We start from the raw sequence: 22,467 nt of genomic DNA, 5'->3' as shown, positions 1-22,467 counted from the left end.
ACTCAAGGATTTGTGGCCGCGTCGGAGCGAATTCCGGAAATGCGACCCGAAAACCAACGCGCGCATTTTAACACAAGGGATAGCGAATTGCCGAATCCTGTTGACGCCGAGCAGGACAACCTGGTCAGGTTCTACGCCGCGCTCGACACCGAGCGGGAGCGGACGGACGCGCGGGCCGACGACGAGCAGCTCGTGCACACCCGGAACGCCCAGGGCGCTGCACCAGCGGGACGGGCGGATCCGGGACCTCAAGCTCCGCCAGGCCCGGCTGAACGCCGCCGAGGAGGGGCTGTACTTCGGCCGGCTGGACACCGCCGACGGCGAGGTGCTGCACCTCGGCCGGATCGGGCTGCACGACGACGAGTACGAACCGCTGCTGGTCGACTGGCGGGCGCCTGCGGCGCGGCCGTTCTACATCGCGACCGCGGTGGCGAACCTGGGCGTCGTCCGCCGCCGGCACGTGCAGACCCGGTTGCGCCGGGTGATCGACGTCCAGGACGAGCAGCTCGACCTCGGGCGGGAGGCCGCGGACCCGTCGAAGCCCGGCACCGGGGTGATCGGCGAGGCCGTGCTGATGAAGGCGCTGGAGGCCCGGCGGACCGGCCGGATGGAGTCGATCGTGCAGACGATCCAGGCCGACCAGGACCGGATCATCCGCTCCGAACTGCCCGGAATCCTGGTCGTCCAGGGTGGTCCCGGGACCGGAAAGACGGCAATCGCACTGCACCGCGCGGCATTTCTGTTGTACACGCACCGTGAGCAGCTGGAAAAGCGCGGAATTCTCGTCGTCGGCCCGAATGCGGCGTTCCTGCGGTTCATCGGCCAGGTGCTTCCGTCGCTCGGTGAGGACGGCGTCCGGCTGGTCACGATCGCCGAGCTGGACCCGGGCGTCAACGCCACCCGCCCGGAGCCGCCGGAGAGCGCCGAAGTGAAGGGCCGGACGGTGATGGCCGACGTGATCGCCCAGGCGGTCACCGACCGGCAGTGGGTCCCGGACGGCCCGGTGCACGTGACCGTCGAGCGCACCGAGCTGACGCTCGACCCGGAGGTTGTTGGTGAGACCCACGCAAGGGTGCGGAACCGCAACCTCACCCACAACCAGGCGCGCCCGTTCGTGCTGAACGAGATCACCGACCACCTCACGAACCAGTACGCCGAGCTGATCGGCACCGACCCGCTCGACGGGGAGCAACTGCTCGACGAGTACGACCTGGCCGAGCTGCGCAACGAGGTGCTCGCGGAGCCCGCCGTACAGGCTCTGCTCGAGCAACTCTGGCCATTGCTCAGCCCGCAGCAGCTCCTGGAGGACCTGTACGGCGATGAGGCCCGGCTGGCATCGGCCGCTCCGGGGTTGTCCGCGCTGGATCGCGAGCATCTCCTGCGGTACGGCGCCGACTGGAGCACGGCCGACGTACCGCTGCTCGACGAGGCGGCGGAGCTGCTCGGCGACGACGGCACCGAGGCGGCGCGGGAGCGGGCCGCCCGGGCGCGCGCGGTCGCCTATGCCCAGGGGGCGCTCGACGTACTCGCGGGGTCCGGGTCGACGGACTTCGACGAGGACGACGAGGCGGAGATCCTGACCGCGAAGGACATCCTGGACGCGGCGGCGTTCGCCGAGCGGTACGAGGCGGACGACGACCGGACGCTGGCCGACCGGGCCGCCGCGGACCGGCGGTGGACGTACGGGCACGTGATCGTCGACGAGGCGCAGGAGCTGTCGCCGATGGCGTGGCGGGCGATCGCCCGGCGCTGCCCGCTGCGCTCGATGACGGTCGTCGGGGACGTGGCGCAGACGAGCGCGATCGGCGGCGGTACGTCGTGGTCGAGCGCGCTCGGTGAGACGTTCGGCGACCGCTGGCGGCTGGCCGAGCTGACGTTGAACTACCGTACGCCGGCCGAGGTGATGGACCTGGCGAACGCCGTACTCCGGGAGGTCGACCCGTCCGCGAAGGCGCCGCGATCGGTCCGGTCGACGGGCGTGCGCCCGTGGCACGCCGACGTACCGGCGGCTGAGCAGGCGCTGTACGTCTACAAGATGGCGGCCGAGGAGACGGCGTACGGCGAGGTCGGGGTGATCACGTCCCGCAGCCGGCTCGAGCTGATCCAGGAGGCGGTCGACGGGCTCAGCGGGGTCACGGTGCTGACCGCCCGCGAGGCGAAGGGCCTCGAGTTCGACTCGGTGCTGGTCGTCGACCCGGACGGCATCGTGATCGAGTCGCCGCGCGGCCTGCGCGACCTGTACGTGGCCCTCACCCGTTGCACCCAGCGCCTCGGCGTCGTCGGCGAACTCCCCGACGTACTACGGGAGTCAGCTGCCTGGGGGTGAGAGGGCGTCTGAGAACCCTCCGCCGTAGCGAGGAGGTGCTCGGTGCGGTAGCTCGGCGCGCGGGGGCGAAGGTCTCGATGCGGAGCATCGTGGCCTTTGCACCTGTGCGGCGAGGTGCCGTGCCGAGTGCCCCGCAGTAGGCGGAGGGTTCTCAGACGCCCTCTGAGTCCTTGCCCTTCCGCCCGAGGAGCCGGGCGAAGTTCACGTCGAACCCCCAGCCGAGCGCCTTCGGCGTGAACAGCCGCGGGTCGTCGGGGTTCCACCAACGGGACTTGAGCCGCTCCCCGGTCAGAGGCCGCCAGTCGTAGGGAATACCAAGGAACTTGCCGGTCTTACCGCCCATACCCCGACAGTAGCGCGGTCAGTGGTCGGCGCAGCACTTCTGCTGGTGCTGGAGTTCGAACGGGATCAGTACGTCGCCGGCGGCCGGCTGGACCTGGAGGACCAGTCGGCCGTCGCGACGGACCGGGCGGAGGAAGTCGAGGGTGTCGATCAAGGTGCCGTCCTCGACCGGCACGCCGCCGATGCCCTCCAGGTGATCGATGCCGCAGCGGGTCCGCAGCTCGGCCGCGGGCAGTACGCCGTGCGCCTGCTCGTGACCGGGCCAGCGGACCACGCGTCCCGACGTACCGAGGGCCGCCTCGACCGCGGCGACGTACGCGCCGCGGACCAGCCGGCTCGGGCCGGCCAGCTCCGGCTCGGACGCGCCGGGCCGGGTGACCGCCAGCCCGACGTTGCGTTCGGCAACCATCGCGCGGACCGGGTCGGCGAGGTCGGCGGTACTGGTCAGCGAGACCGCGACGTGCGGCCGGTCGTCGCCCGCCACCATGTGGGTGAGGGCGAGGACCGGCTGCTCGAGGCCGTCGATCACCTCGTACAGCAGGTGGTCGGCGGCCGCCGTGTCCGCGCTGCCGGCATCGATCGCGATGATCACAACGGTGTGTCCTTTACTTGGGGAGCACCCAGATCGGGTTGGTGTAGAACCACAGGTCGACCCACGGGTCCGCGTCGCCGACCACGTCCAGCTTCGGCCCGGCCGGGTCCACCGCCGCGCCGCGGTACCCGGGCTGGCTGCGGTTCCCGTCGGTACCGCGGACCCGGACGTACTGCGCCTCGTCCGCGCGGCCGAGCGGGTGGATCAGTTCGAAGGTGCCGCGCTTGCCCGAGGTGTCCCACTGCCGGACTACCTTGGTGTCCGGCGCGGTCATCGTGTCCCTGTCGGCGACCGGCCCGGTGACCGAGCCCTGGATCACGTCGACCCGGTTCAGCGCCGGGACGAAGTTCGACCAGTTCGGCATCGTCTGCGCGGTGATCCGGACGACCAGTTCGATCGCGCGGCCCTTCTTCACCAGCAGCGCGCCGCCGAGCGGTTCGCCGTACGGCTTGCCGACCTCGCGGACCTCGACCTCGACGCCCTTGACCAGTCCGCCGTGGTCCACCCAGACCCGGCCGTTGCGCAGGCCCTCCATCACCGCGAGGTAGTCGCGGCGGTCGGCGCCGACGTGCGTACGGCTGTAGTAGCCCGGCCAGAAGTCACCGGCGGTGGTGTTGATCGCGTTGCCGTAGACCGGGTCCATGTACCGGCCGTCGCGGTCGAACTGCGCCTGGCTGGAGCCGTCGGGGCGGCGGGAGGTCTCGTTCCAGTTCACGTGCGAGTCGGAGTTCGCGGAGATCCACCACGGCTTGCCCTCGGCGAGCAGGCTGTCCCAGAGCCCGCCGACGGTCGCGGTCATCCAGTCGAAGCCGCCCCAGGTGCGGTAGCTCTCGGCCGGGTAGCCGGGGAACGAGTTCGCGTTCGGCGAGTTGCCGTAGTACCCACGGGCGCTGCCGCCGCCGATCGGGGCCGGCAGGCCGGCCGCCTGGTGGCCGGGCGCGCCCTCGAAGCCGACGGCGATCCGCGGGTCGGCGTCGCGCCAGTTCCGGATCTCGTGCGGGCTGTCGATGCCGTTCCGGGCCGGGTGGTTGGCGAGGAACAGGGCGTCGGCGACCTGGCGCCGGTCGACCTGCTGGCCGAGCCACTGGATGCCGGACACCGCGAGCGCCTCGTTGGCCGGCGAGTTCGAGCTCGCGTTCTTGACGCTGCCGTCGTAGCTGTTCTCGAACTGCTTCAGTACGTCGACCTCGCGGCTGCCCGGGGCGACGAAGACCGTGCCGTGCTCGGCGGCCGGGATGTTCCACTCCAGGCCCTGGAAGATCAGCGTGTCGCGCAGTTCGGCGCGAGCCGCCTTGATCTGCGGGTTGACCAGGTCGACGCCGATCCGCGCGTGCGTCGCGCCGCCGTGGTCGGTGATGACCAGCCAGTCCAGGCCGTACGCCGCCGCGTGCCGGGCCTGGTCGATGACGCGGTACATGCCGTCCGAGCTGAGCTGGGTGTGGATGTGGTGGTCGCCGGCCAGCCAGACCTTGGGGCGGTTGCCCTGCTGGAAGACCCACCCGTCCTTCGGCGCGGCCGCCGCCGCGAACTGCGCACCGGTCACCGCGAGCGCCGCCGTACCGCCGAGGATGCCGGCCGATCGGAGCAGACCGCGACGGGTCACCTCGGTGGGGGACAGATCGCTGTCCGGCACGGTGGTGTCCAGCGCGGCCAGGGTCGCCTGGTCCAGCTCGGTGTTCGGGTGGTGGTGGTCGTGCCCATGACCGTGGTCGTGCTCGTGGTCATGGGTGTGCGGGTGACTGTGCGGGTGGTCGTGCGAGTGCCCCATCGACTGTCCTCTCATGGCGGAATCGGCGGGATCATCGCCGGTGTCCATGACCACGAGATGTGCGCGAAATGAACCGTTCGCCGCTCCTGCGACCGGGTCGCGTGAGGTCAGCGGGCGCGCCGCTCCCGGAGCATCCCGACCGACTTCTCGATCCGCCGGTCCCGGGTCGCGTCGGTCTTCGCCGACGTCACCTGCAGCACGTGCCACTGCCGGTTGCTGTAGCTCAGCGTGTCCCAGAACGCCCGCGCGTCCGGGTCCGCCGCGAGCGCCGCGGCCAGCGGTTCGGGTACGTCGAGCTCGCGCGGCGCGGTGTCCAGTTCGACCTCGACGTCGACCACGTCACCGGGCGCGACGCCGGCCTCGGTACGTCGTTCCGCGCTAACGCCGAGCAGGTACCGCCCGCCCATCCGCGCGATCGACGTACGGAAGGTGAGGCCGTTGACGGTCGCACTGACCTTCGGGCGGCCGCCGCCACCGAGTTCCTCGACGACCGCGTCGGGGACCTCGAAGCCGGCCGTGTTCTTGCCGGTGGACAGGAGTTCCGCGGTGAACTTCATCGCTCCATCATGCGAGTCCGGCAGGTCATGTCGAGACTGCGGTGGCGGCTCCGACGTACCGGGGTCAGGTTGGTGGAAGGAGTAGCGGTGATTCTGAACAGCATGTTGCTCGGGAGTACGAACGCCGAGCGGTTGAAGGCGTGGTACCGGGACGGGTTCCGGGCCGAGGTCGACGGGTACGGGAACCTGGACCTGGGCGGGTTCGGGCTGGTGATCGAGCAGCGCGACGACGTCGCGGGCAAGAACCCCGAGCCCGGGCGGCACATCGTGAACTTCGGCGTCGACGACATCGAGGAAGCGGCCGCGCACCTGCGGACGCTGGACGTCGAATGGCTGGTGCACCCGGAGGACCGCGGGCTCGGCTGGTTCGCGACCGTGGTCGACCCGGACGGAAATTACGTCCAGTTGATCCAGATGAAGCCCGAGTACTACACGCAAAAGTGAAAAACGGTCGCACCGGATCTGGGGGATCCGGTGCGAACGTGGATTTTCAGGCGCATTTCACAGGGGAGAAAAAGGGCGGCAGGCGAGGGGCAGAACGCCCACGCTCACCTGCCGCCCGACACCGGTCCTTCAACGATCGAGGTGAGGCGCTCGACCTGGCGTACGTTCCGTCGTGGGTTGTCTGGTGAGATACGGAACGCGAAGCACCGGGGATTCTTTTCTCAGCGGGGCGCTACGTCCCACATGCGCTCGCCGGGCAGGGGGTCGGGGAGCTTGTCGATCATCGGCATCGGGTCGTTCGTGACCCGGAGACCGGCGAATCGGCGGCTCATGGCGTCTGCATACCGCTCGGCCAACGCCGGCTCGGCGTTGTAGTCGGCGATGACGTGCTCACCGAACCAGACACGCACGCGTCGGCGCTGAACGGTCTGAGTGGCGGTGGCGGTTGTCACGGGTCCTCCTGGCTGTTACTTCGAGGGGTGGTCGGCCTGGAAAACGCGGGCGAGCGCGGTGCCGGTGCGCCGTGTTGTGTTCACCGTCACGTCACTTCCAACGGAGGACGGAGAGCCGAGGTCACGCCCGATTCCGGAAATTCTGGACAATCCCCAAAACTTCTCCGGAAGCATTCTTTCGTGCGTATGTTCGATTACTGGAACGGCTCGGGGACGGGCACCCCGCCGTCCGGCGCGATCCGCGGGAACGTCATGAGATTCACAGTGATTCCTCAGGAAAGACACGCCGAAGCTGTCGGAACCGCTCCGTACGCTGGAGGCGTGACCATCGAAGACGCTGGTATCAGGCCGCTGACCGCTCCGGTGCAGGAGCCGGTCGTGGCGAACGCTCTCGTCGTCCCTGAGCGGGTGATCGGCGGCGTCGTACCGTCGCCGGTCCGGCCGGGTCCCGCGGGTATCGCGGCCGTCCAGACCGAGCATCTGATCAGTGACGTCGGCGACGCGCTCCGGCTGCTGGACGCGGTCGAGCGCGTCCGCGGGCACGCGCACCCGTTGATCCTCGGCCTGCAGGAGGCGGTCGGGATCAAGATGCCGGCCGCGCTGGTGCTGAGCGCGATCGCGAACGGCCGGACCACCGCCCACCAGGTCGCCAAGCAGGTCGGCATCACCAACGGCGAGGCCGAGCTGGCGATCGCCGACCTCGAAACCCTCGGCATGGTCCGGACCACGCCGGCACTGACCGTCACCGGCCTGGGCCAGGCGCGCCTGTCCCAGCTCGACGGCCTCACCGTCCGCGTGCTCGACGTCGTCACCGGCATCCTCGGCCCGACCGACGCCGCCCACCTCGTCCGCCTCCTCCACACCGTCGCCGACGGCCTCGAGTCCGCCTCCGTCGCCGCGGCGGTGAATCCCGCGTTGTCCCACAACTAGTGTCGAGAACGGCTTGGTGGTAACGACGTAGCTGGTGTCGAGTGACTAGGAGGGCATCAGATGCTTCAGGACAGCAAGGCGTTCAGTGGGTTCTCGGTGGACGACATTCCGCGGGCCAAGGAGTTCTACACGAAGACGTTGGGTCTCGACGTCGGTGAAGAGCACGGGATGCTGCAACTGCGCACCGGCGGCGGGAACTCCGTGCTCGTGTACCCGAAGGACAACCACGTTCCGGCCGAGTACACCGTGCTCAACTTCCCGGTCGCGGACATCGAGGAGACCGTGCGGGCGCTGACCGCGCTCGGTGTCGCGTTCGAGCGGTACAACGAGGCCCAGGACGAGCTCGGGATCAACCGCGGCGGCGGCCCGCTGATCGCCTGGTTCAAGGACCCGGCGGGCAACATCCTCTCGCTCATCCAGCAGTAGGACCATCCCTTCTCCGCCCACGGGTGGAGAAGGGATTCTCCATCTCCCGGCCACACCGCACCGCTGGGTAGTTTCATCGAAGAAGCACACCTGTACTAAATAAGGAGCCTTCGATGAACCGCTGGATCGCAGCCGTCACCAGCCTGCTCGCGGCCACCGCCTGGGGAACGGCCGGTACGGCGCCGGCACCACGGCTGACCGCCGACGTCAACCGGGACGGCGTACTCACGGCCGCCGACGACGCCGGCAAGACCACCTGGACCGACGCCCGCGGCGCGATCTTCCTGCCGAACCTGGACGACGACGAACGCCGCTGCGAGGTCGACCCCGCCGACCTCGACGCACCGGGCCGCGCGGTCGACGACAAGCTTGCCGCCTGCAACGACGCGGCCGACGACCGGATCAACGGTCCGCGCGACGCCGCGGATCTCGCGCCGCTGGCGATCGATGCCGAGCGCAACCTTTCCGGCGACGCCACCGGCACCGTCACGATCACCCCGGCGGACAAGGCCCGTGTCTTCGCGAACGGCCGCCCGGTCGGCACGCTCACCGCGCGGGACCTGCGGCACGGCGTACGCCTGCTGCTCGAGGGCCGCGACATCGTCCGCGATCCGAAGCAGTGGGACGGGCAGATCACGGTCACGCTGTCCGTCACGGACCGCGGCCGCACCGGCACCGACGCCGTACGGATGCGGGTCGCACCACTGATGCTGCAGAACGACCTGCAGCCCGCGCAGACCGTCCTCGCGAGCAAACCGAACACCGGGCAGGGCTTCTGGGGCCGTACGCCGCCGTACGAGCAGGGCGCTCCGGGCGACTGGCCGCAGTTCGCGTCGACGTTGCGTAAAGCAACCAAGGTCCGGTTCATCCAGGGTACGCACGAGGGCTGGAAGGACATGTGGGCGCAGGACTGGTTCGAGCCCGCCACCGCGAGCATGCCGGCCGTCGGCGGCCCGCACACGATGCGGATCCTGATCCGCTCCGGCAACGTGTGGGACATGCCTGCCGCCAACACGCCGCGTCCGGCCGGCCGGTTGCTGTACCGCGACCTGCGCGGACCCGACGTCGGCGTCGTCCAGGAGCTCGCCGGCCAGGCGTCCTCCGGTTCGAACGACCTGCTGAACATGGGCGGCAACCTCGAGTCGCTCCCGCCGTACGCCGGTTATCCACACGGCCGGCTGCTGTACGGCGCAATGGCCGAGCGGCACCCCGACGCCGGGTTCCTGACGATGCTGACCAGCCAGGGGTACCAGCCGTCGCTGGTGATCGACACGTCCTGGCTGATGATCGGCCACGTCGACGAGACGGTGCACGTCGTACGCGCGGACAACGCCCGCGGCTGGACACTCGCGGTCGCCGACCCGCGGCTCGGCGCGCAACTGTTGCGTGAGGTGCAACGGCTGGGTGGCGGCAAGCAGCGGTTGTTCGCGGACACGAAGTCGCCGCACAAGCCGACCGTCGACGACGTACTCCGCACCGGGATGGCCGACAACGAGGCAGCGGCGAAGCACATCGACGACCAGTTGAAGGTTCTGCTGAAGGCCACCGGACTGCAGCCGGACGAGTTGGTCCGGCTGCCGGAGATCTTCAACCGCGTGCCCGGCTACGGGCTGCTCAAGGCGATGACGCCCGGCCCGGCGAACGGGTTGTCGATCACCGACCGCGAGTACGCCGTGCCCGATCCGCACGGGCCGCGCCTGAACGGACAGGACGTGTTCCGGCAGGCGACGGAGCGCGCGCTGGCCCGCAACGGCGTACGGGTGCGCTGGGTCGAGGACTTCCGGTGGGCCCACCTCGGCGGCGGCGAGGTGCACTGCTCGACCAACGCGCTCCGCGACACCAGCCGCGCTACGCCGTGGTGGTCCGCAGCCGCAGCGTCGGAAACCTCGACTCGGTGAACCCGAGTCCCCGGTAGAGGTCGATGCCGTCGTCGGTCGCGTGCAGCTCGATCTGACCGACGGCGGTCTCGTCCCGGAACCAGTCCAGCAGCGCCACCACGCACGCCTTGGCCAGTCCGCGACGCCGGAAGTCCGGGTGGGTGCAGACGTTGTAGAGGTGTCCGCGGACGGTCGACGCGTCGTGCGGGCCCGGCGGGTGCTCGTGCACGTTGCCGGCCGCCCCGGCGACCACACCTGCCCGCGGGTCCTCGACGACGTACGCCGCGAAGGTGTCCGGCGAGGCGAGCTGTTCCGCGAACCACGTGCGGGCGCCGATCCGCCACGGCGCGTCCGGCCCGCCGGCATCGGTGCCCATCGCGGAAAGCATCAGTGCGCGTAACTGGACCAGCGACTCCGCATCGGCCGCCCCGGCCCGGCGTACCAGCGGCTGTTGTGTCTGAGTTTCGTTCACTTTATCGATCATGCCAACTTTTTCCCGGGGCGCTGAATCGTAGCTGATATGGCCCAGACCAGAGCCCCGCGCGCAGCCCGCGCACGTCGCGCCGGACCACGCCGACCGACCGGGATCGGGGCGCTGGCGATCGCCGTCCTCGGCGTCCTGATCCCCGGGACCGCGTACCTGGCGGCCCGGCGGACCAGGCTCGGTACGGCGGTGACACTGATCAGCCTCGGGCTGTACGGCGGGGCCGCGTACCTCGCGCTCCGGCAGCGGGACGCGGTGATCGCCTGGGCGCTGGATCCGACGGTGCTGCTGTGGATGGTCGCCGGCCTGGTCACGCTCGCGCTCGCGTGGGTCCTCGTGCTGGTCACGTCGTACAAGATGCTCCGCCCGCTGACCGCCGGGCCGGCGTCCCGGACCCTCGGGTCGCTGGTGATCGGCGGGCTGTGTTTCGCACTCGCGATGGGTACGGCGAGCGGCGCGCAGACGCTGGTCGCGCAGCGCGAACTGGTCACGAAGGTGTTCGCGGGCTCGGAGACGAAGAGCCAGACGCGGCCGACGATCGTCCCGAAGAAGGACATCTGGGAGCAACTCCCGCGGCTGAACGTCCTACTGCTCGGCGCGGACGACGGCGCCGACCGGGACGGCGTCCGGACCGACTCGGTAATGGTCGCGAGCATCGACACCAAGACCGGCGACACGTCGCTGATCTCGCTGACCCGGAACTTCATGCGGATGCCGTTCCCGGCCGGTACGCCGTTGCACGAGAAGTTCCCGACCGGGTTCTGGGACCCGAGTCTCCCGCCCGGCACGGAACAGCCGGAGTTCTACCTGGACGCCATGTACCGGAACGTCCCGAAGCTGTACCCGGAGCTGATCGGCCCGTCGGACAACCCCGGCGCGGACGTGCTGAAGCTGTCGGTCGGCGCGGCGCTCGGGCTGCAGATCCACTACTACGTGCAGGTCAACCTGGCCGGGTTCGCGAAGCTGGTGGACGCGCTCGGCGGGATCACCGTGAACATCAACTACCGGGTTCCGGTCGGCGGGAACGACGACAAGAAGATCCCGCCGAGCCGGTACCTGCAGCCGGGCCGCGACGTACACCTGAACGGGTCCGACGCGCTGTGGTTCGCGCGCGGGCGGTACGGGCTCGCGACCGCCGACCTGGCCCGCCAGGCCCGGCAGCGCTGCACGGTCAAGGCGATCGTCGAGCGGGCCACGCCGCAGAACGTGCTCGCCAACTACCAGGAGATCGCGCGGGCCGGCGAGCAGATGATCCGCACCGACATCCCCGGGAAGCTGCTGGGGCCGCTGGTCGACGTCGGGCAGCGGGTGAAGACCGGGAAGATCACGAACGTCGACCTGGACAAGAAGAAGAACTTCCCGAACGGCCGGAACCCGGACTACGCCGCGATGCGCGCGATCGTGGCGCAGGCGATCAACCCGGTCCGCAGTACGAAGCCGGTACCGCGCCGTACCACCACGGCGACCCAGCCGAAGGTCACCCCTAAACCCGACAGCGGCGACCTCACGTCGGCGTGCGCGTACAACCCGGGAGCGACGGGCTAGGCGTAGCGGATGCCCAGGCCGCCGTCGACCGCCCAGTTCGCACCGGTGACGAAGGCGGCGGCATCGGAGGCGAGGAAGCAGACGACCTCGGCGACGTCCGCCGGTGTGCCGATCCGGCCGAGCGGGTGCACGCCGAGGGCCTTCTCGCGTTCGCCCGGGATCGTGTCGAAGAACTCCTCGAGCAGGTCGGTGGCGATGTAGCCGGGGCTGACCGCGTTCACCCGGACGTTGTGCGGCGCGACGTCGAGCGCGAGCGAGCGGGTCATCCCGACCAGCCCGGACTTCGCGGCGGCGTACGGGAACATGCCGGCCTGCGTGAGCTTGGAGTGGATCGAGGCGATGTTCACGATCGAGCCGCGCTTGGCGTCGATCATCGGCTGCAGCACCTGGCGGGACATCAGGAACGCGCCCTTCAGGTCGACGTCGAACACGTCGTCCCATTCGGCCACCGACATCCGCGCCGGGTCGGCGTACGAGTTCTTGCCGGCGTTGTTGACCAGCACGGTGACCGGGCCGCCGAGGTCGTCGGTGAGCTTGCCGACCGCCTGCCGGACCGACACCTCGTCGGTGATGTCACCGACCGCCGCGGCCACCTTCGCCCCGGTCTCGCCCAGCTCCGCGGTGGTCGCGGTCAGCTCGTCGGCGCGAATGTCGACCAGCCCGACCGCCGCACCTTCCGCCGCGGCCTTCGCCGCGACCGCCCGGCCGATCCCGCGCGCGGCCCCCGTCACCAGCACAACCTCGTTCGCCAACCGGCCAGTCACAACGTCTCCCTCACTCTAGGCGTCGGGTACGACCCTAGTCGGGGTGTTGTTCAGGACTGTGCGGTGATCAGGATGCAGAACTCGTTGCCGTCCGGGTCGGCCATCGGGATCGCGGCGGCGCCTTCCTGACCGCTCTCCAGCCGGGTCGCGCCCAGCGCCACCAGCCGGGCAGCCTCTGCCTCCGGGTCGCCGTCGGCCACCAGGTCCAGGTGCAGCCGGTTCTTCGGCGCCTTCGGACCCACCGGCGGGCCGCCCCAGGTGATCTTCGGTCCGCCGGACGGCGCCTGAATCGCGGTCTCCTCGTCCTGGTCCCAGACCAGCGGCCAGTCGAGCGCCTTGCTCCAGAAGTACCCGACCGCCTGCGACCCGTCGGACGAGAGCGCACCAATGAACGCGGTGTCCTTGAGGAAGTTGTTCCCGGCCTCGATCACGCAGAACTCGTTGCCCTCCGGATCCCCCAGGACGATGTGCCCCTCCTCGCCCGTCTGGCCGATGTCGATGTGCCGGCCGCCGAGCTCGAGCGCCCGGGCGACGGTCTCCTGCTGCTGCTCCGGCGTCTGGCTGGTCAGGTCGAAGTGGGCCTGGTTCTGCCGGTCCTTCGCCACGTCGCTCGGCAGGAACCGCAGCCGGAACCCGGTGTTGTCCTTCGGCACCAGTTCGTTCCCCTCGGCCGGTTCGAACCCGAGCATGCCGGCCCAGAACCGCGCGAGACCGGCCGGATCCTTCGCGTCGATCGACAGCGCATACAGAGAGGTGCCCATGCGGTCACGGTAGGTCGGCGCCACGCGCGGCCGCAAAGGCTTTTGCGGCTCAGCGGACGGATGCGGCCGCGACGCGGGCGTGGTGATCGGCCTTCGCCCGGGACATCGGCTGCCGGAGCAGCACGAGCTGGTGGTAGAGCGGCGCCGTCGCGGTCAGCAGGAGCTGATGGGCGTCCACGCCGGCCGTGATCTCGCCCCGCTCGACAGCTCTGTGGACGAGCAGGGCAGTGCGCGCGTAGCGGTCCTCCCAGAAGCGGGTGAGCGCCTCGGCGGCTTCCGGCGTACGGAACGAGGCTGCGATCACCGCCTGGGTGACCGACGGGCGGGCGGTCAGCGCGGCGTGGACCTCGCGGTTGACCGCGATCAGGTCGCCCTCCAGCGAGCCCGTGTCGGCCGGCTCCCACGCGTCGTCGGCGCCGGCTTCGAGCAGGTCGACGAGCAGACCGGGCACGGTCTTCCAGCGCCGGTAGAGCGTCGTGCGATGGACCCCGGAGCGTACGGCGACCGCGTCGATCGTGAGCCCGTCGTACCCGTGCTCGGCCAGCTCGGCCTCCACGGCCGCGAGCACCTCGGAGCGCACCCGGGCGGTCCGCCCTCCCGGCCTGCTTGCGCGAACCCCATCCGTCATGCGATCATCCTAACGCAACATTCGTCGCATTTAGGGAGCAGCCAGTGATCTTCTGACCCGCCGTTCGCCAACCACGAACCCGCGAGAGGTCAGGAGGATCCTCATGTCTACCCAGCTGTCCCTGCACGACGTCACCAAGTCCTACGACCACCGTCTGGTGCTCGACCGGATCAGCTGCGCCTTCCCTCCCGGGCAGGTCAGCGGCCTGATCGGCGAGAACGGCTCCGGCAAGTCGACACTGTTGCGGATCCTGGCCGGTCTCGAGCCGGCCACCGACGGTACGACGACCGTTGCCGGCAGCATCGGCTTCCTGGCGCAGGACAACCCGCTGCCGCTCGACCTCGACGTACGGGCGCTGGCCGACCACGCGCTCGCCGACCTGCGCCGGATCGAGGCCCGTCTCCGCGAGCTCGAAGATCAGTTGGCGCAGGGTCAGGATGTCCTGACCGAGTACGGCGAGCTGCAGACCGCCTTCGAGATTCGGGAGGGGTACGACGCGGACGCCCGGTTCGCCCGTGCGACATACGGGCTGGGGTTGTCCGCGTTGCCCGGTGATCGTCGGCTGTCCGAGTTGTCCGGCGGTGAGCTCGTCCGGCTGCACCTCGCCGCGGTGCTCGCATCGTCGCCGGAGGTGCTGCTGCTCGACGAGCCGACCAACCACCTGGACGTGTCGGCCGCAGTCTGGCTGGAGGATCACCTGCGGTCCCGGCGCGGTACGACGGTGGTCGTGTCGCACGACCGCGCCTTCCTGGAGCGGGTCGCGACGACGCTGTTCGAGGTGGACGGCGACACGCACCGGATGACGCGGTACGGCAACGGTTTCCAGGGCTACCTGGACGAGAAGGCCGCCGAACGGGCGCGGCTCGAACAGGCGCGGCAGCAGTGGGAGGACGACGTCGCGGAGCTGCGCGGGCTCGTCCGGACCACGGCCGACCGGGTCGCGTACGGGCGGCCGATGAAGGACAACAACAAGGTCGCGTACGACCGCGCGACGGGCCGCGTCAACGAGGCCGAGCGGAGCAAGATCCGGAACGCGAAGGAACGCCTGCGCCGGTTGGAGGAGGACCCGGCGCCGGTGCCGGCGAAGCCGCTCCGGTTCACCGCGTCGATCCGTACGACGGGCGCCGCCGCCGGGCTGGACGCGGTCGGCGTGGCGGTGTCCGGGCGGCTGCGGCCGGCGTCGCTCGAGGTACCGGCGGGTGGCCGGGTGCTGATCACCGGGCCGAACGGTGCGGGCAAGTCGACGTTCCTCGACGTACTCGCGGGCGTGCTTCCGCCGGACTCCGGGTACGTCGAGCGTCGCGGGCGGATCGGGTACCTCCCGCAGGAGGTGGTGGAGCCGCGGCCAGACGACACGTTGCGTCAGGCGCTCGCGCGGCACCCGGGCGCGGCCGGGCTCGGGCTGTTCCGGCAGGAGCAGCTGCAGACCCGGGTCGGCGCGTTGTCCACAGGTCAGCGCCGACGTCTTGCGCTGGCCCGCGTGCTGACCACGACGTACGACGTACTGCTGCTGGACGAGCCGACGAACCACCTGTCGCTCGTCCTGGTGGAAGAACTGGAGGCCGCGCTGGACCGCTACGCCGGCGCCCTCGTGGTCGTCAGCCACGACCGCCGCTTCGCATCCCGCTGGCGCGGAACTGTGCTCGAAATGGAGGAGAAGACCTATGTCAGTTAGCGAGCATGCGGTTGACGGTGCGCCGTACGGCGTGGTCGTCGCCGGGGGTGAGGTGTGGACGACGCTCGTCCACACCGGCCGGGTCGCGACCTTGTCCGGGAAGGTGTTCGACCTGGAGGCACCGGAGTCGCGGCCGAGTGTGATCGTGGACGGGCCGGACGACGCGGTCTGGTTCACCCGGAACGGCGACGACCGGGTCGGGCGGATCGGGTACGACGGCGCGGTGTCGGCCGTGCAGGTCGCGGGCGCGCCGTACGGGCTGTGTGTGGGGCCGGACGGCGCGTTGTGGTGCACGTTGATGAGCAGCGACGCGATCGGGCGGATCACGCCGGCCGGCGAGGTCACGACGTACCCGATCGGCACGACGGGTGCGTTCCCGGCGATGATCACGACGTACGGCGGGGACCTGTGGTTCACACTCAACCAGGCGAACGCGATCGGGCGGATGACCGTGGCCGGGGAGGTCACCACCTATCCCCTGCCGACCGACGGCGCCGGGCCGGTCGGGATCAGCGCCGGGCCATCCGGTGTTTGGTTCGTCGAGCTGCTGGCGGACAAGGCCGGGCGGATCGACGAGGACGGGACGATCGAGGAGTTCGCGCTGCCGGCCGGGTCGAAGCCGCATGCCGTGGCGGCGACGGCGGACGGGTGCTGGATCACCTTGTGGGCGGCGTCGGCCGCGGCCCGGGTCGATGCCAAGGGCAACGTCATCGAGCAGGTGGAGTTCGCCGACGGCGCCGAGCCGCACGGGTTGTCGGCGGACGGTTCGGTGTGGGTCGCGCTGGAGAAGGGTTCCGTGGCTCACATCGAGCCTCGCGGGTGAGGAGGTTCACCCTGTGGAGGGAGGACGGGATGCTCTCGGGAGGTGGACAGTGGTGGTGTGAGCACGGACGTGCAGGTACGAGGGCCGCGGGTTCGTGACGTCGTCGCGGTCGGGCGGCCCGCGTTCTGGGTGGTGTCGATCGTCCCTTACTACACAGGGATCCTGCTCGCGACGCACCGGCTGATCCCGCCGGTCGCGGAGTGGCCGCGGCTGATCATCGGCGCGGTCGTGATGGGCCCGCTGGTGTGGCTCGCCGTCCTCGCGGTCAACGACGCGTACGACCTGCCGAGCGACCGGCTCAACCCGCGCAAGGCCAAGTCGCCGCTGCTCGACGGGCGGGTCACGCTCCGGGCGGCGTTGCGGCTGGCCTTCGCGGCGGCGGTCGCGGCGGTCGGGTTGAGCCTGCTGGTCGGGGTCGTGTTCGCGCTGGGCATGCTGCTCGCCGTACTGCTCGGGTACGCGTACTCCGTCCCTCCCGTTCGGTTGAAGACCCGTGCCGGCTTCGACGTCGCGGTGAACGCGCTTGCACTGGGCGCCTTCGGACCGCTCGCCGGGTGGGCCGCGATCAACCCCGACCTCAGCGACTTCCCCTGGCTGATGGGCCTCCAGGGCACGCTCGCCGCGGTCGGCCTCTACCTCCCCACGACCCTCGCCGACCTCGACGCGGACCGCGCCGCCGGCTACCACACGATCGCGGTCCGCTTCGGCGCCCGCACGACGTACCGCCTCGGCTACATCGCCTGGATCGCCGCCGCCACCCTCTCGGTGGTGCTCGCCGCCACCGGCACGATCATCCCCCGCGGCATGCTCCCCCTCGAGCTCGTGATGGTCCCGGTCCTGGTCGCGGCGTACCCCAAACTCATTGGCCCCCACCAGTCCTTCAAAGGCATCATCACCCTCGCCACACTCTTCCTCCTCCCCTGCGCCGCCTTCGCCCTCACCTACACCGGAGTCCTCTGACCATGTACCCCGAGACCGAGCCCCACGCCCACGGCCTGCTCGATGCGGGCGACGGGCACCGCGTGTACTGGGAGGTCTGCGGGAACCCAGACGGGAAGCCGGCGCTCGTCGTGCACGGCGGGCCGGGATCCGGGGCCGGGGCCTGGTGGCGGCGGTACTTCGATCCCGCCAGGTATCGGGTGGTGCTCGTCGACCAACGGAACTGCGGGCGCAGTACGCCGGATGCCGCCGAGCCTGAGGTGGACCTGCGGACGAACACCACCGCGCAGCTGATCGGGGACTTCGAGCAGCTGCGGCAGCTGCTCGGGATCGAGCGGTGGTTGTTGCTCGGGGCGTCCTGGGGTGCGACGCTCGGGCTCGCGTACGCCGAACAGCACCCGGAGGCGATCTCGGAGATCGTGCTGTTCAGCGTTACGAACACCACCCGGCGGGAGGTCGAGTGGATCACCCGGGACATGGGCCGGATCTTCCCCGAGGAGTGGGCGCGATTCCGGGACGGTGTACCGGCGGCGGAGCGGGACGGGAATCTCGCGCTCGCCTACAGCCGGCTGCTGCACGATCCGGATCCCGCCGTACGGGAGCAGGCCGCCAAGGACTGGTGTGCCTGGGAGGACACCCACGTGCGCACCCACCCGGACTGGCGGCCGGACTCGCGGTACGACGACCCGGTGGTGCGACTGCGCCTCGCGCGGCTGGTCACGCACTACTGGGGACATGCGGCCTGGCTGGACGAGGACGTGCTGGTGCGGGAGGCCGGCAAACTCGCGGGGATCCCCGGGGTGCTGATCCACGGGCGGCTCGACATCAGCAGTCCGGTGGAGGTCGCGTGGCGGATGGCGAAGGCGTGGCCGGATGCGGACCTGCACCTGGTCGAGCAGGAGGGACACGGCGCCGGCGGGCGGTCCACGCAGGAGTTGATCCTGGACGCACTGGACCGTTTCGCCTTACGGTCCTGACCGGATTTTGCACATGCACGTGCACGGCGGGCAAAGATTTGATCACTGATCTTTACAGCCGTCAAAGACGCGGGAACCCTTGTCTCCCATGACTCTGACCCGCCCGGAGCTCGAGACCGACTACACCCTCAGCCGGTCCGACATCGCGCACTTCGCCGAGCACGGATTCGTGAAGCTGAAGAACGTGCTCAGCGCCGAGACGATCGCGGAGTACGAGCCCGAGATCACCGGCAAGGTGATCGAGCTGAACACGCAGCACCTGCCGCTCGAGGAGCGGGACACCTACGGGAAGGCTTTCCTGCAGGTGTCGAACCTCTGGCAGGACAGCGAGCGGGTGCTGGAGTTCGTGTCGTCGCCGCGGCTGGCGCGGATTGCGGCGCAGCTGCTCGGGGTGCAGTCAGTGCGGCTGTACCACGACCAGGCGCTCTACAAGGAGTCCGGCGGCGGCGTCACCCCGTGGCACGCGGACCAGTACTACTGGCCGTTCGCGACCGACCGCTGCGTGACGATCTGGGTGCCGCTGCAGGACACCCCGATGGAGATGGGGCCGCTGTCGTTCGCGGCGGGCAGCCAGACGTTCGAGTTCGGGCGTGACCTGCCGATCAGCGACGAGTCCGAGCGGGTCCTGCAGGAGGCGCTCGCCGAGCAGAACTTCACCGAGGTCTCGGAGCCGTACGAGCTCGGCGAGGTCAGCTACCACCTCGGCTGGACGTTCCACCACGCGCCGCCGAACACCACCCGCATCCCGCGCCGGGTGATGACGGTCATCTACGTCGACGCCACGATGGAGATCTCCACGCCGGTGAACGCGAACCAGGTCGCGGACCTGGCCACCTGGATGCCCGGCAACCAGCCCGGCGAGACCGTCTCCTCCCCGCTGAACCCGGTCGTCTACTGACCTCTGTACCTATTAGTATGTACGGCATGACCGAAGCGATCAGCCGTGTCGTCGTCCTCGACCAGCACCTGCCGGCCGCACTCCCGGTGCGGCGCGTCGAGGTACGGCGGATCACCATCGAGCCGCACACCGCCCTCGGCGCGCACGTCCACAACGGGCCCGTGTTCGGGAACATCGTCTCCGGGTCGGCGATCTACCAGCAGGGCGCCGACGACGAGCCGCGGGTCCTGCACGCCGGCGACGTGTTCTACGAGCCGGCCGTCGACCGGATCAGCCGATTCGACACCGCCGACGAGGGCGTCACCTTCCTCGCCTACTTCCCACTCACCGAGGGGCAGGACGCGACACTCGACCTCGTCTAGAGCGTCCGCTTCTGGGGGTAGATCGTCTCGCCGCGGGCGAGTTGAGCGACGTACTGCGTGATGCGTTTCGTCCTGGTCTCGGGGCGTTTCGCATCGTTGACCCGGAAGATCACCGCGAACCGGTTCGCGCTGGTCAGGATGTCGAACATCGCCCGCGCCCGCGGTTCCGCGGCCAGTGCGGCGGCCAGGTCGTCGGGGACCTCGCGGGCACTCGCACCGCCGTACGCCTTGTCCCAGCGGCCGTCGGCCTTCGCCCGCTCGACCTCGGCGCGGCCGGCGGCGTGCATCCGGCCGTCCTGTTCGAGGCGGGCGATCAGGTCGACGTTCCGCTTCGACCACATGCTGCGCGTACGGCGCGGCGTGTACCGCTGGATGAACGTCTGCTCGTCCCGCCCGCGGCGCTGCCCGTCGATCCACCCGTGACACAAGGCCTCTTCGAGCGCCTCGTCGTACGTCAGGCTGGTCGGTGTCGTCACGTTCTTCTTCGCCAGCACGAGCCAGACGCCCTCCGGCTCCCGGTGGTTCGCCCGCAACCAGTCGCGCCAGGCTGCCGCATCCACGACGATCAGTTCCGTACTCACGACAACGCCTCCCGGTAACGATCCGCGAGCTGGATCGCGGCATCCTTCAACTCCTGCGGGCCGATGAACTCCAGCTCGCACTCGAACATCCCGAACGTCGCGGCCAGCCCGGTCCACGACCAGCCGCTGAGCGCCAGCCGGCAGCTCGTCGGCGACAGTTCCTCGACGACCGCGCCGTACCCGGCCCACTGCGCGATGTCCGACGCCTTCGCCTGCAGGATCGCCTCGCCCCGGCACGGGCTCTTGTCCTGCCCGCGGAACCGGCTGGAGATGAACGTCGCGATGTCCGGCGCGGGCAGTTCGCGCGGCGTGAACCGTGGACCGGTCGGCGTCTTCGGCGTCATCCGGTCGACCCGGAACGTCCGCCAGTCCTGGCGATCCAGGTCCCAGCCGACCAGGTACCAGCGCCCGCCCCACGTCACCAGGTGCTGCGGCTCCACCTTCCGCGGCGGCGCCCACTCCCCCTCCGGCGTACCGGGCGCGGCGTAGTCGAACCGCAGTACCTCCTGGGCGCGGACCGCCATCCCGATCGCGATCAGCTGGTCCGAGTCCACCGTCGTACGGCGATGGGCGTACCGGTCGACCGTGGTGACCTGCAGGGCGTCGACCCGCTGCCGCAGCCGTGCGGGCATCACCTGGCGGACCGTGGCCAACGCCCGGAGCGCGCCCTCCTCGATCCCGGTGACCGTGGTCGTTGCCGTCTGCAACGCCACCGCGACCGCGATCGCCTGGTCGTCGTCGAACAGCAGCGGCGGCAGCTCGGCGCCGGCATCCAGGCGGTACCCGCCGTCGGGGCCCTTGGTCGCGCGGACCGGATAGCCGAGGTCGCGCAGCCGGTCGACATCGCGGCGTACCGTCCGTGGGCTCACCTCGAGCCGGGAGGCGAGCAGCGCGCCCGGCCAGTCGCGCCGGGCCTGCAGCAGCGACAACAGCGCGAGGAGGCGGGCGGAGGTTTCGGCCATGTGGTCAGCCTGCCACGGGTAGCGGTCAGGTTCTGTCCGCTACCGACAGCTGACCCAAATGAGCCACTGTCGCCACTGCGCCGTCCTCATCGATGGATATCACCTACGGTAGCGCAGAGATCACCCACCGCCCCCGAAGGAGATCTGATGAGGCCCCGCCCCGCCTTGTTTGTCGCCCTGACCTCGCTGGCCGTCACCGCCCTCGCCGGCTCCCACGCCGTTGCAGCCCCCGTCCCCGACACCGCCGTGGCGGCCGCGACCGACACCGACGGCGACTCGCTGCCGGACGCCTGGGAGACCAACGGGTACGACGCGAACGGCGACGGCGTCGTGGACGTCGACCTGCCCGCGATGGGCGCGAACCCGAACAAGAAGGACCTGTTCGTCGAGATGGACTACATGTCCGGCCGGCTCGCGAGTACGGCGGCCCTGGACCGGATCGTGCAGGTGTTCGCGACCGCACCGGTGAGCAACCCGGACGGCAGCACCGGCATCACGATCCACCTCGACGCGGGCGCCGCCCGCGGGGCGAAGTACGACCTGGGCGGCGGCAACGAGGTCGCGTACGACGACGACCTGAACCCGTCGGCCACCCAGACGAACGCGATCAAGGCGGCGAACTTCGCGGCCGCCCGGAAGGCCGTCTTTCACTACATGCTCTGGGGCGACAGCTACGACGGCGGCTGCAGCAGCGGGCAGGCGTTCAACATCCCGAACGACACATTCATCGTCACGGTCGGCCAGAAGTGCAGCTGGAACGCGACGGACGATACCAACGTCGGCACGTTCGTGCACGAGCTCGGGCACAACCTCGGGCTGCAGCACGGGGGCGCCGACGGGCTGAACTACAAGCCGAACTACCTGAGCGTGATGAACTATTCGTTCCAGCTCGGCGGTGTGCTCAAGGCCGACGGCACCAAGTACTGGGGCTACTCGAACGTCCAGCCGGCGTCGATCAACGAGGCCCGTCCGGACGAGACGGTCGGACTCGGCAGCCTCGGCGCCGGGTACAGGACCAGCTGGAAGTGCCCGGACGGCAAGACCCGGACCACGACCGGCGCCGCGAACCAGCCGATCGACTGGAACTGTGATGGTGACACCAACGACACCACCACCGCGGCCGACATCAACGGCGACAAGACCACGTCGGTGCTGATCGCCCAGAACAACTGGGCCAACATCGTCTTCGGCGGCGGCGCGGTCGGCGGCGGCACCGAGCCGCGCGCGAAGACCCCGGCGTCGGAGCTCCGCGAACTCACCCACGAAGAGGCCCTCGCCCTCCGCTGAACCCGGTCCGTCTCCCCGCACCTCAGGTGGGCGAGGAGGCGGACCGCCAGCACTACACAACTGGCCG

Annotated in this window: 24 protein-coding genes; 13 read left to right on the top strand and 11 right to left on the bottom strand. The window is 70.1% G+C overall.

What is annotated here, in order from left to right; translation table 11 throughout:
• The first annotated feature begins 100 nt into the window (after positions 1 to 100).
• Positions 101 to 2,326 (top strand): HelD family protein, encoded by a 2,226-nt coding sequence (locus tag ACQHIV_RS31430; protein WP_427887472.1) that lies wholly within the window; start codon positions 101 to 103, stop codon positions 2,324 to 2,326.
• A gap of 151 nt (positions 2,327 to 2,477) precedes the next feature.
• Here ACQHIV_RS31430 and ACQHIV_RS31425 read toward each other — a convergent pair whose 3' ends face one another.
• The 4 genes from ACQHIV_RS31425 to ACQHIV_RS31410 all read right to left on the bottom strand — a co-directional run bounded on the left by ACQHIV_RS31425 (position 2,478) and on the right by ACQHIV_RS31410 (position 5,585).
• Positions 2,478 to 2,669, bottom strand: a complete 192-nt coding sequence (locus ACQHIV_RS31425; protein ID WP_427887471.1) for a DUF5808 domain-containing protein — start codon at positions 2,667 to 2,669, stop codon at positions 2,478 to 2,480.
• 18 nt (positions 2,670 to 2,687) lie between these two features.
• On the bottom strand, positions 2,688 to 3,260 hold the full coding sequence (locus ACQHIV_RS31420; protein ID WP_427887470.1) for a hypothetical protein: 573 nt from the start codon (positions 3,258 to 3,260) through the stop codon (positions 2,688 to 2,690).
• 13 nt (positions 3,261 to 3,273) lie between these two features.
• The gene (locus tag ACQHIV_RS31415; protein ID WP_427887469.1) at positions 3,274 to 5,028 is read right to left on the bottom strand and encodes a PHP domain-containing protein; all 1,755 of its coding nucleotides are present in this window, start codon (positions 5,026 to 5,028) and stop codon (positions 3,274 to 3,276) included.
• 107 nt (positions 5,029 to 5,135) lie between these two features.
• A complete protein-coding gene (locus tag ACQHIV_RS31410; protein WP_427887468.1) occupies positions 5,136 to 5,585 on the bottom strand; it encodes a YdeI/OmpD-associated family protein in 450 nt (149 codons plus the stop codon).
• Positions 5,586 to 5,672: 87 nt separating this feature from the next.
• Here ACQHIV_RS31410 and ACQHIV_RS31405 point away from each other — a divergent pair, with 87 nt between their 5' ends.
• A complete protein-coding gene (locus ACQHIV_RS31405) occupies positions 5,673 to 6,029 on the top strand; it encodes a VOC family protein (protein ID WP_427887467.1) in 357 nt (118 codons plus the stop codon).
• Between the two features lie 221 nt (positions 6,030 to 6,250).
• On the opposite strand, the gene ACQHIV_RS31400 is transcribed toward ACQHIV_RS31405, so the two are convergent.
• A complete protein-coding gene (locus ACQHIV_RS31400) occupies positions 6,251 to 6,439 on the bottom strand; it encodes a hypothetical protein (RefSeq protein ID WP_325035132.1) in 189 nt (62 codons plus the stop codon).
• 363 nt (positions 6,440 to 6,802) lie between these two features.
• Between ACQHIV_RS31400 and ACQHIV_RS31395 the strand changes: the two genes are divergently transcribed.
• The 3 genes from ACQHIV_RS31395 (at position 6,803) to ACQHIV_RS31385 (ending at position 9,735) form a co-directional block, all read left to right on the top strand.
• Positions 6,803 to 7,411, top strand: coding sequence for a MarR family transcriptional regulator (locus ACQHIV_RS31395; protein ID WP_427887466.1), 609 nt, complete (start codon positions 6,803 to 6,805; stop codon positions 7,409 to 7,411).
• 60 nt (positions 7,412 to 7,471) lie between these two features.
• A complete protein-coding gene (locus ACQHIV_RS31390; RefSeq protein ID WP_427887465.1) occupies positions 7,472 to 7,837 on the top strand; it encodes a VOC family protein in 366 nt (121 codons plus the stop codon).
• A gap of 113 nt (positions 7,838 to 7,950) precedes the next feature.
• Entirely contained in the window at positions 7,951 to 9,735 is a 1,785-nt protein-coding gene (locus tag ACQHIV_RS31385; RefSeq protein ID WP_427887464.1) for a protein-arginine deiminase family protein, read from the top strand.
• On the opposite strand, the gene ACQHIV_RS31380 is transcribed toward ACQHIV_RS31385, so the two are convergent.
• Positions 9,686 to 10,186, bottom strand: coding sequence for a GNAT family N-acetyltransferase (locus ACQHIV_RS31380; RefSeq protein WP_427887463.1), 501 nt, complete (start codon positions 10,184 to 10,186; stop codon positions 9,686 to 9,688). The two genes, ACQHIV_RS31385 and ACQHIV_RS31380, sit on opposite strands and share 50 nt — an antisense overlap.
• A gap of 48 nt (positions 10,187 to 10,234) precedes the next feature.
• Here ACQHIV_RS31380 and ACQHIV_RS31375 point away from each other — a divergent pair, with 48 nt between their 5' ends.
• On the top strand, positions 10,235 to 11,743 hold the full coding sequence (locus ACQHIV_RS31375) for an LCP family protein (protein ID WP_427887462.1): 1,509 nt from the start codon (positions 10,235 to 10,237) through the stop codon (positions 11,741 to 11,743).
• On the opposite strand, the gene ACQHIV_RS31370 is transcribed toward ACQHIV_RS31375, so the two are convergent.
• The 3 genes from ACQHIV_RS31370 to ACQHIV_RS31360 are packed head-to-tail and all read right to left on the bottom strand — an operon-like array spanning position 11,740 to position 13,896.
• Positions 11,740 to 12,507, bottom strand: a complete 768-nt coding sequence (locus ACQHIV_RS31370) for an SDR family NAD(P)-dependent oxidoreductase (protein WP_427887461.1) — start codon at positions 12,505 to 12,507, stop codon at positions 11,740 to 11,742. The two genes, ACQHIV_RS31375 and ACQHIV_RS31370, sit on opposite strands and share 4 nt — an antisense overlap.
• A 50-nt stretch (positions 12,508 to 12,557) precedes the next feature.
• The gene (locus tag ACQHIV_RS31365) at positions 12,558 to 13,268 is read right to left on the bottom strand and encodes a VOC family protein (protein WP_427887460.1); all 711 of its coding nucleotides are present in this window, start codon (positions 13,266 to 13,268) and stop codon (positions 12,558 to 12,560) included.
• Between the two features lie 49 nt (positions 13,269 to 13,317).
• Complete coding sequence (locus ACQHIV_RS31360; RefSeq protein ID WP_427887459.1) at positions 13,318 to 13,896, bottom strand: TetR/AcrR family transcriptional regulator; 579 nt, start codon at positions 13,894 to 13,896, stop codon at positions 13,318 to 13,320.
• Between the two features lie 103 nt (positions 13,897 to 13,999).
• On the opposite strand from ACQHIV_RS31360, the gene ACQHIV_RS31355 reads away from it, so the two are divergent.
• The 6 genes from ACQHIV_RS31355 to ACQHIV_RS31330 all read left to right on the top strand — a co-directional run bounded on the left by ACQHIV_RS31355 (position 14,000) and on the right by ACQHIV_RS31330 (position 19,570).
• A complete protein-coding gene (locus ACQHIV_RS31355; protein ID WP_427887458.1) occupies positions 14,000 to 15,571 on the top strand; it encodes an ABC-F family ATP-binding cassette domain-containing protein in 1,572 nt (523 codons plus the stop codon).
• Entirely contained in the window at positions 15,561 to 16,394 is an 834-nt protein-coding gene (locus ACQHIV_RS31350) for a virginiamycin B lyase family protein (RefSeq protein ID WP_427887457.1), read from the top strand. Before ACQHIV_RS31355 ends, ACQHIV_RS31350 begins: the two co-directional genes overlap by 11 nt.
• Before the next feature lie 57 nt (positions 16,395 to 16,451).
• A complete protein-coding gene (locus ACQHIV_RS31345; protein WP_427887456.1) occupies positions 16,452 to 17,354 on the top strand; it encodes a UbiA prenyltransferase family protein in 903 nt (300 codons plus the stop codon).
• A gap of 2 nt (positions 17,355 to 17,356) precedes the next feature.
• On the top strand, positions 17,357 to 18,310 hold the full coding sequence (gene pip, locus ACQHIV_RS31340; RefSeq protein WP_427887455.1) for a prolyl aminopeptidase: 954 nt from the start codon (positions 17,357 to 17,359) through the stop codon (positions 18,308 to 18,310).
• Between the two features lie 88 nt (positions 18,311 to 18,398).
• Positions 18,399 to 19,208 carry a phytanoyl-CoA dioxygenase family protein gene (locus tag ACQHIV_RS31335; RefSeq protein ID WP_427887454.1) on the top strand — a complete coding sequence of 270 codons (810 nt, stop codon included), beginning with the start codon at positions 18,399 to 18,401 and terminating at the stop codon, positions 19,206 to 19,208.
• 26 nt (positions 19,209 to 19,234) lie between these two features.
• Positions 19,235 to 19,570 (top strand): cupin domain-containing protein, encoded by a 336-nt coding sequence (locus ACQHIV_RS31330; protein WP_427887453.1) that lies wholly within the window; start codon positions 19,235 to 19,237, stop codon positions 19,568 to 19,570.
• On the opposite strand, the gene ACQHIV_RS31325 is transcribed toward ACQHIV_RS31330, so the two are convergent.
• Positions 19,567 to 20,151 (bottom strand): YdeI/OmpD-associated family protein, encoded by a 585-nt coding sequence (locus tag ACQHIV_RS31325; RefSeq protein WP_427887452.1) that lies wholly within the window; start codon positions 20,149 to 20,151, stop codon positions 19,567 to 19,569. The two genes, ACQHIV_RS31330 and ACQHIV_RS31325, sit on opposite strands and share 4 nt — an antisense overlap.
• Complete coding sequence (locus ACQHIV_RS31320) at positions 20,148 to 21,113, bottom strand: helix-turn-helix transcriptional regulator (RefSeq protein WP_427887451.1); 966 nt, start codon at positions 21,111 to 21,113, stop codon at positions 20,148 to 20,150. The genes ACQHIV_RS31325 and ACQHIV_RS31320 overlap by 4 nt, the downstream gene beginning before the upstream one ends.
• A 147-nt stretch (positions 21,114 to 21,260) precedes the next feature.
• On the opposite strand from ACQHIV_RS31320, the gene ACQHIV_RS31315 reads away from it, so the two are divergent.
• On the top strand, positions 21,261 to 22,400 hold the full coding sequence (locus ACQHIV_RS31315; RefSeq protein ID WP_427887450.1) for a zinc-dependent metalloprotease family protein: 1,140 nt from the start codon (positions 21,261 to 21,263) through the stop codon (positions 22,398 to 22,400).
• The last annotated feature ends 67 nt before the right edge of the window (positions 22,401 to 22,467 follow it).

The sequence above is a fragment of the Kribbella polygonati genome (genome assembly GCF_050320105.1).
Taxonomy (GTDB): Bacteria; Actinomycetota; Actinomycetes; order Propionibacteriales; family Kribbellaceae; genus Kribbella.
Note: the sequence above shows the minus strand (reverse complement) of the source record. Positions and strands in the feature narration are given on the sequence as shown.

Excerpts from the sequence above, each read along its gene's own strand:
- ACQHIV_RS31425 (WP_427887471.1), bottom strand. The coding sequence starts at position 2,669 with ATGGGCGGTAAGACCGGCAAGTTCCTTGGTATTCCCTACGACTGGCGG.
- ACQHIV_RS31415 (WP_427887469.1), bottom strand. The coding sequence starts at position 5,028 with ATGGGGCACTCGCACGACCACCCGCACAGTCACCCGCACACCCATGAC.
- ACQHIV_RS31410 (WP_427887468.1), bottom strand. The coding sequence starts at position 5,585 with ATGAAGTTCACCGCGGAACTCCTGTCCACCGGCAAGAACACGGCCGGC.
- ACQHIV_RS31390 (WP_427887465.1), top strand. The coding sequence starts at position 7,472 with ATGCTTCAGGACAGCAAGGCGTTCAGTGGGTTCTCGGTGGACGACATT.
- ACQHIV_RS31385 (WP_427887464.1), top strand. The coding sequence starts at position 7,951 with ATGAACCGCTGGATCGCAGCCGTCACCAGCCTGCTCGCGGCCACCGCC.
- ACQHIV_RS31375 (WP_427887462.1), top strand. The coding sequence starts at position 10,235 with ATGGCCCAGACCAGAGCCCCGCGCGCAGCCCGCGCACGTCGCGCCGGA.
- ACQHIV_RS31365 (WP_427887460.1), bottom strand. The coding sequence starts at position 13,268 with ATGGGCACCTCTCTGTATGCGCTGTCGATCGACGCGAAGGATCCGGCC.
- ACQHIV_RS31360 (WP_427887459.1), bottom strand. The coding sequence starts at position 13,896 with ATGACGGATGGGGTTCGCGCAAGCAGGCCGGGAGGGCGGACCGCCCGG.
- ACQHIV_RS31355 (WP_427887458.1), top strand. The coding sequence starts at position 14,000 with ATGTCTACCCAGCTGTCCCTGCACGACGTCACCAAGTCCTACGACCAC.
- ACQHIV_RS31350 (WP_427887457.1), top strand. The coding sequence starts at position 15,561 with ATGTCAGTTAGCGAGCATGCGGTTGACGGTGCGCCGTACGGCGTGGTC.
- pip (WP_427887455.1), top strand. The coding sequence starts at position 17,357 with ATGTACCCCGAGACCGAGCCCCACGCCCACGGCCTGCTCGATGCGGGC.
- ACQHIV_RS31335 (WP_427887454.1), top strand. The coding sequence starts at position 18,399 with ATGACTCTGACCCGCCCGGAGCTCGAGACCGACTACACCCTCAGCCGG.
- ACQHIV_RS31330 (WP_427887453.1), top strand. The coding sequence starts at position 19,235 with ATGACCGAAGCGATCAGCCGTGTCGTCGTCCTCGACCAGCACCTGCCG.
- ACQHIV_RS31320 (WP_427887451.1), bottom strand. The coding sequence starts at position 21,113 with ATGGCCGAAACCTCCGCCCGCCTCCTCGCGCTGTTGTCGCTGCTGCAG.
- ACQHIV_RS31315 (WP_427887450.1), top strand. The coding sequence starts at position 21,261 with ATGAGGCCCCGCCCCGCCTTGTTTGTCGCCCTGACCTCGCTGGCCGTC.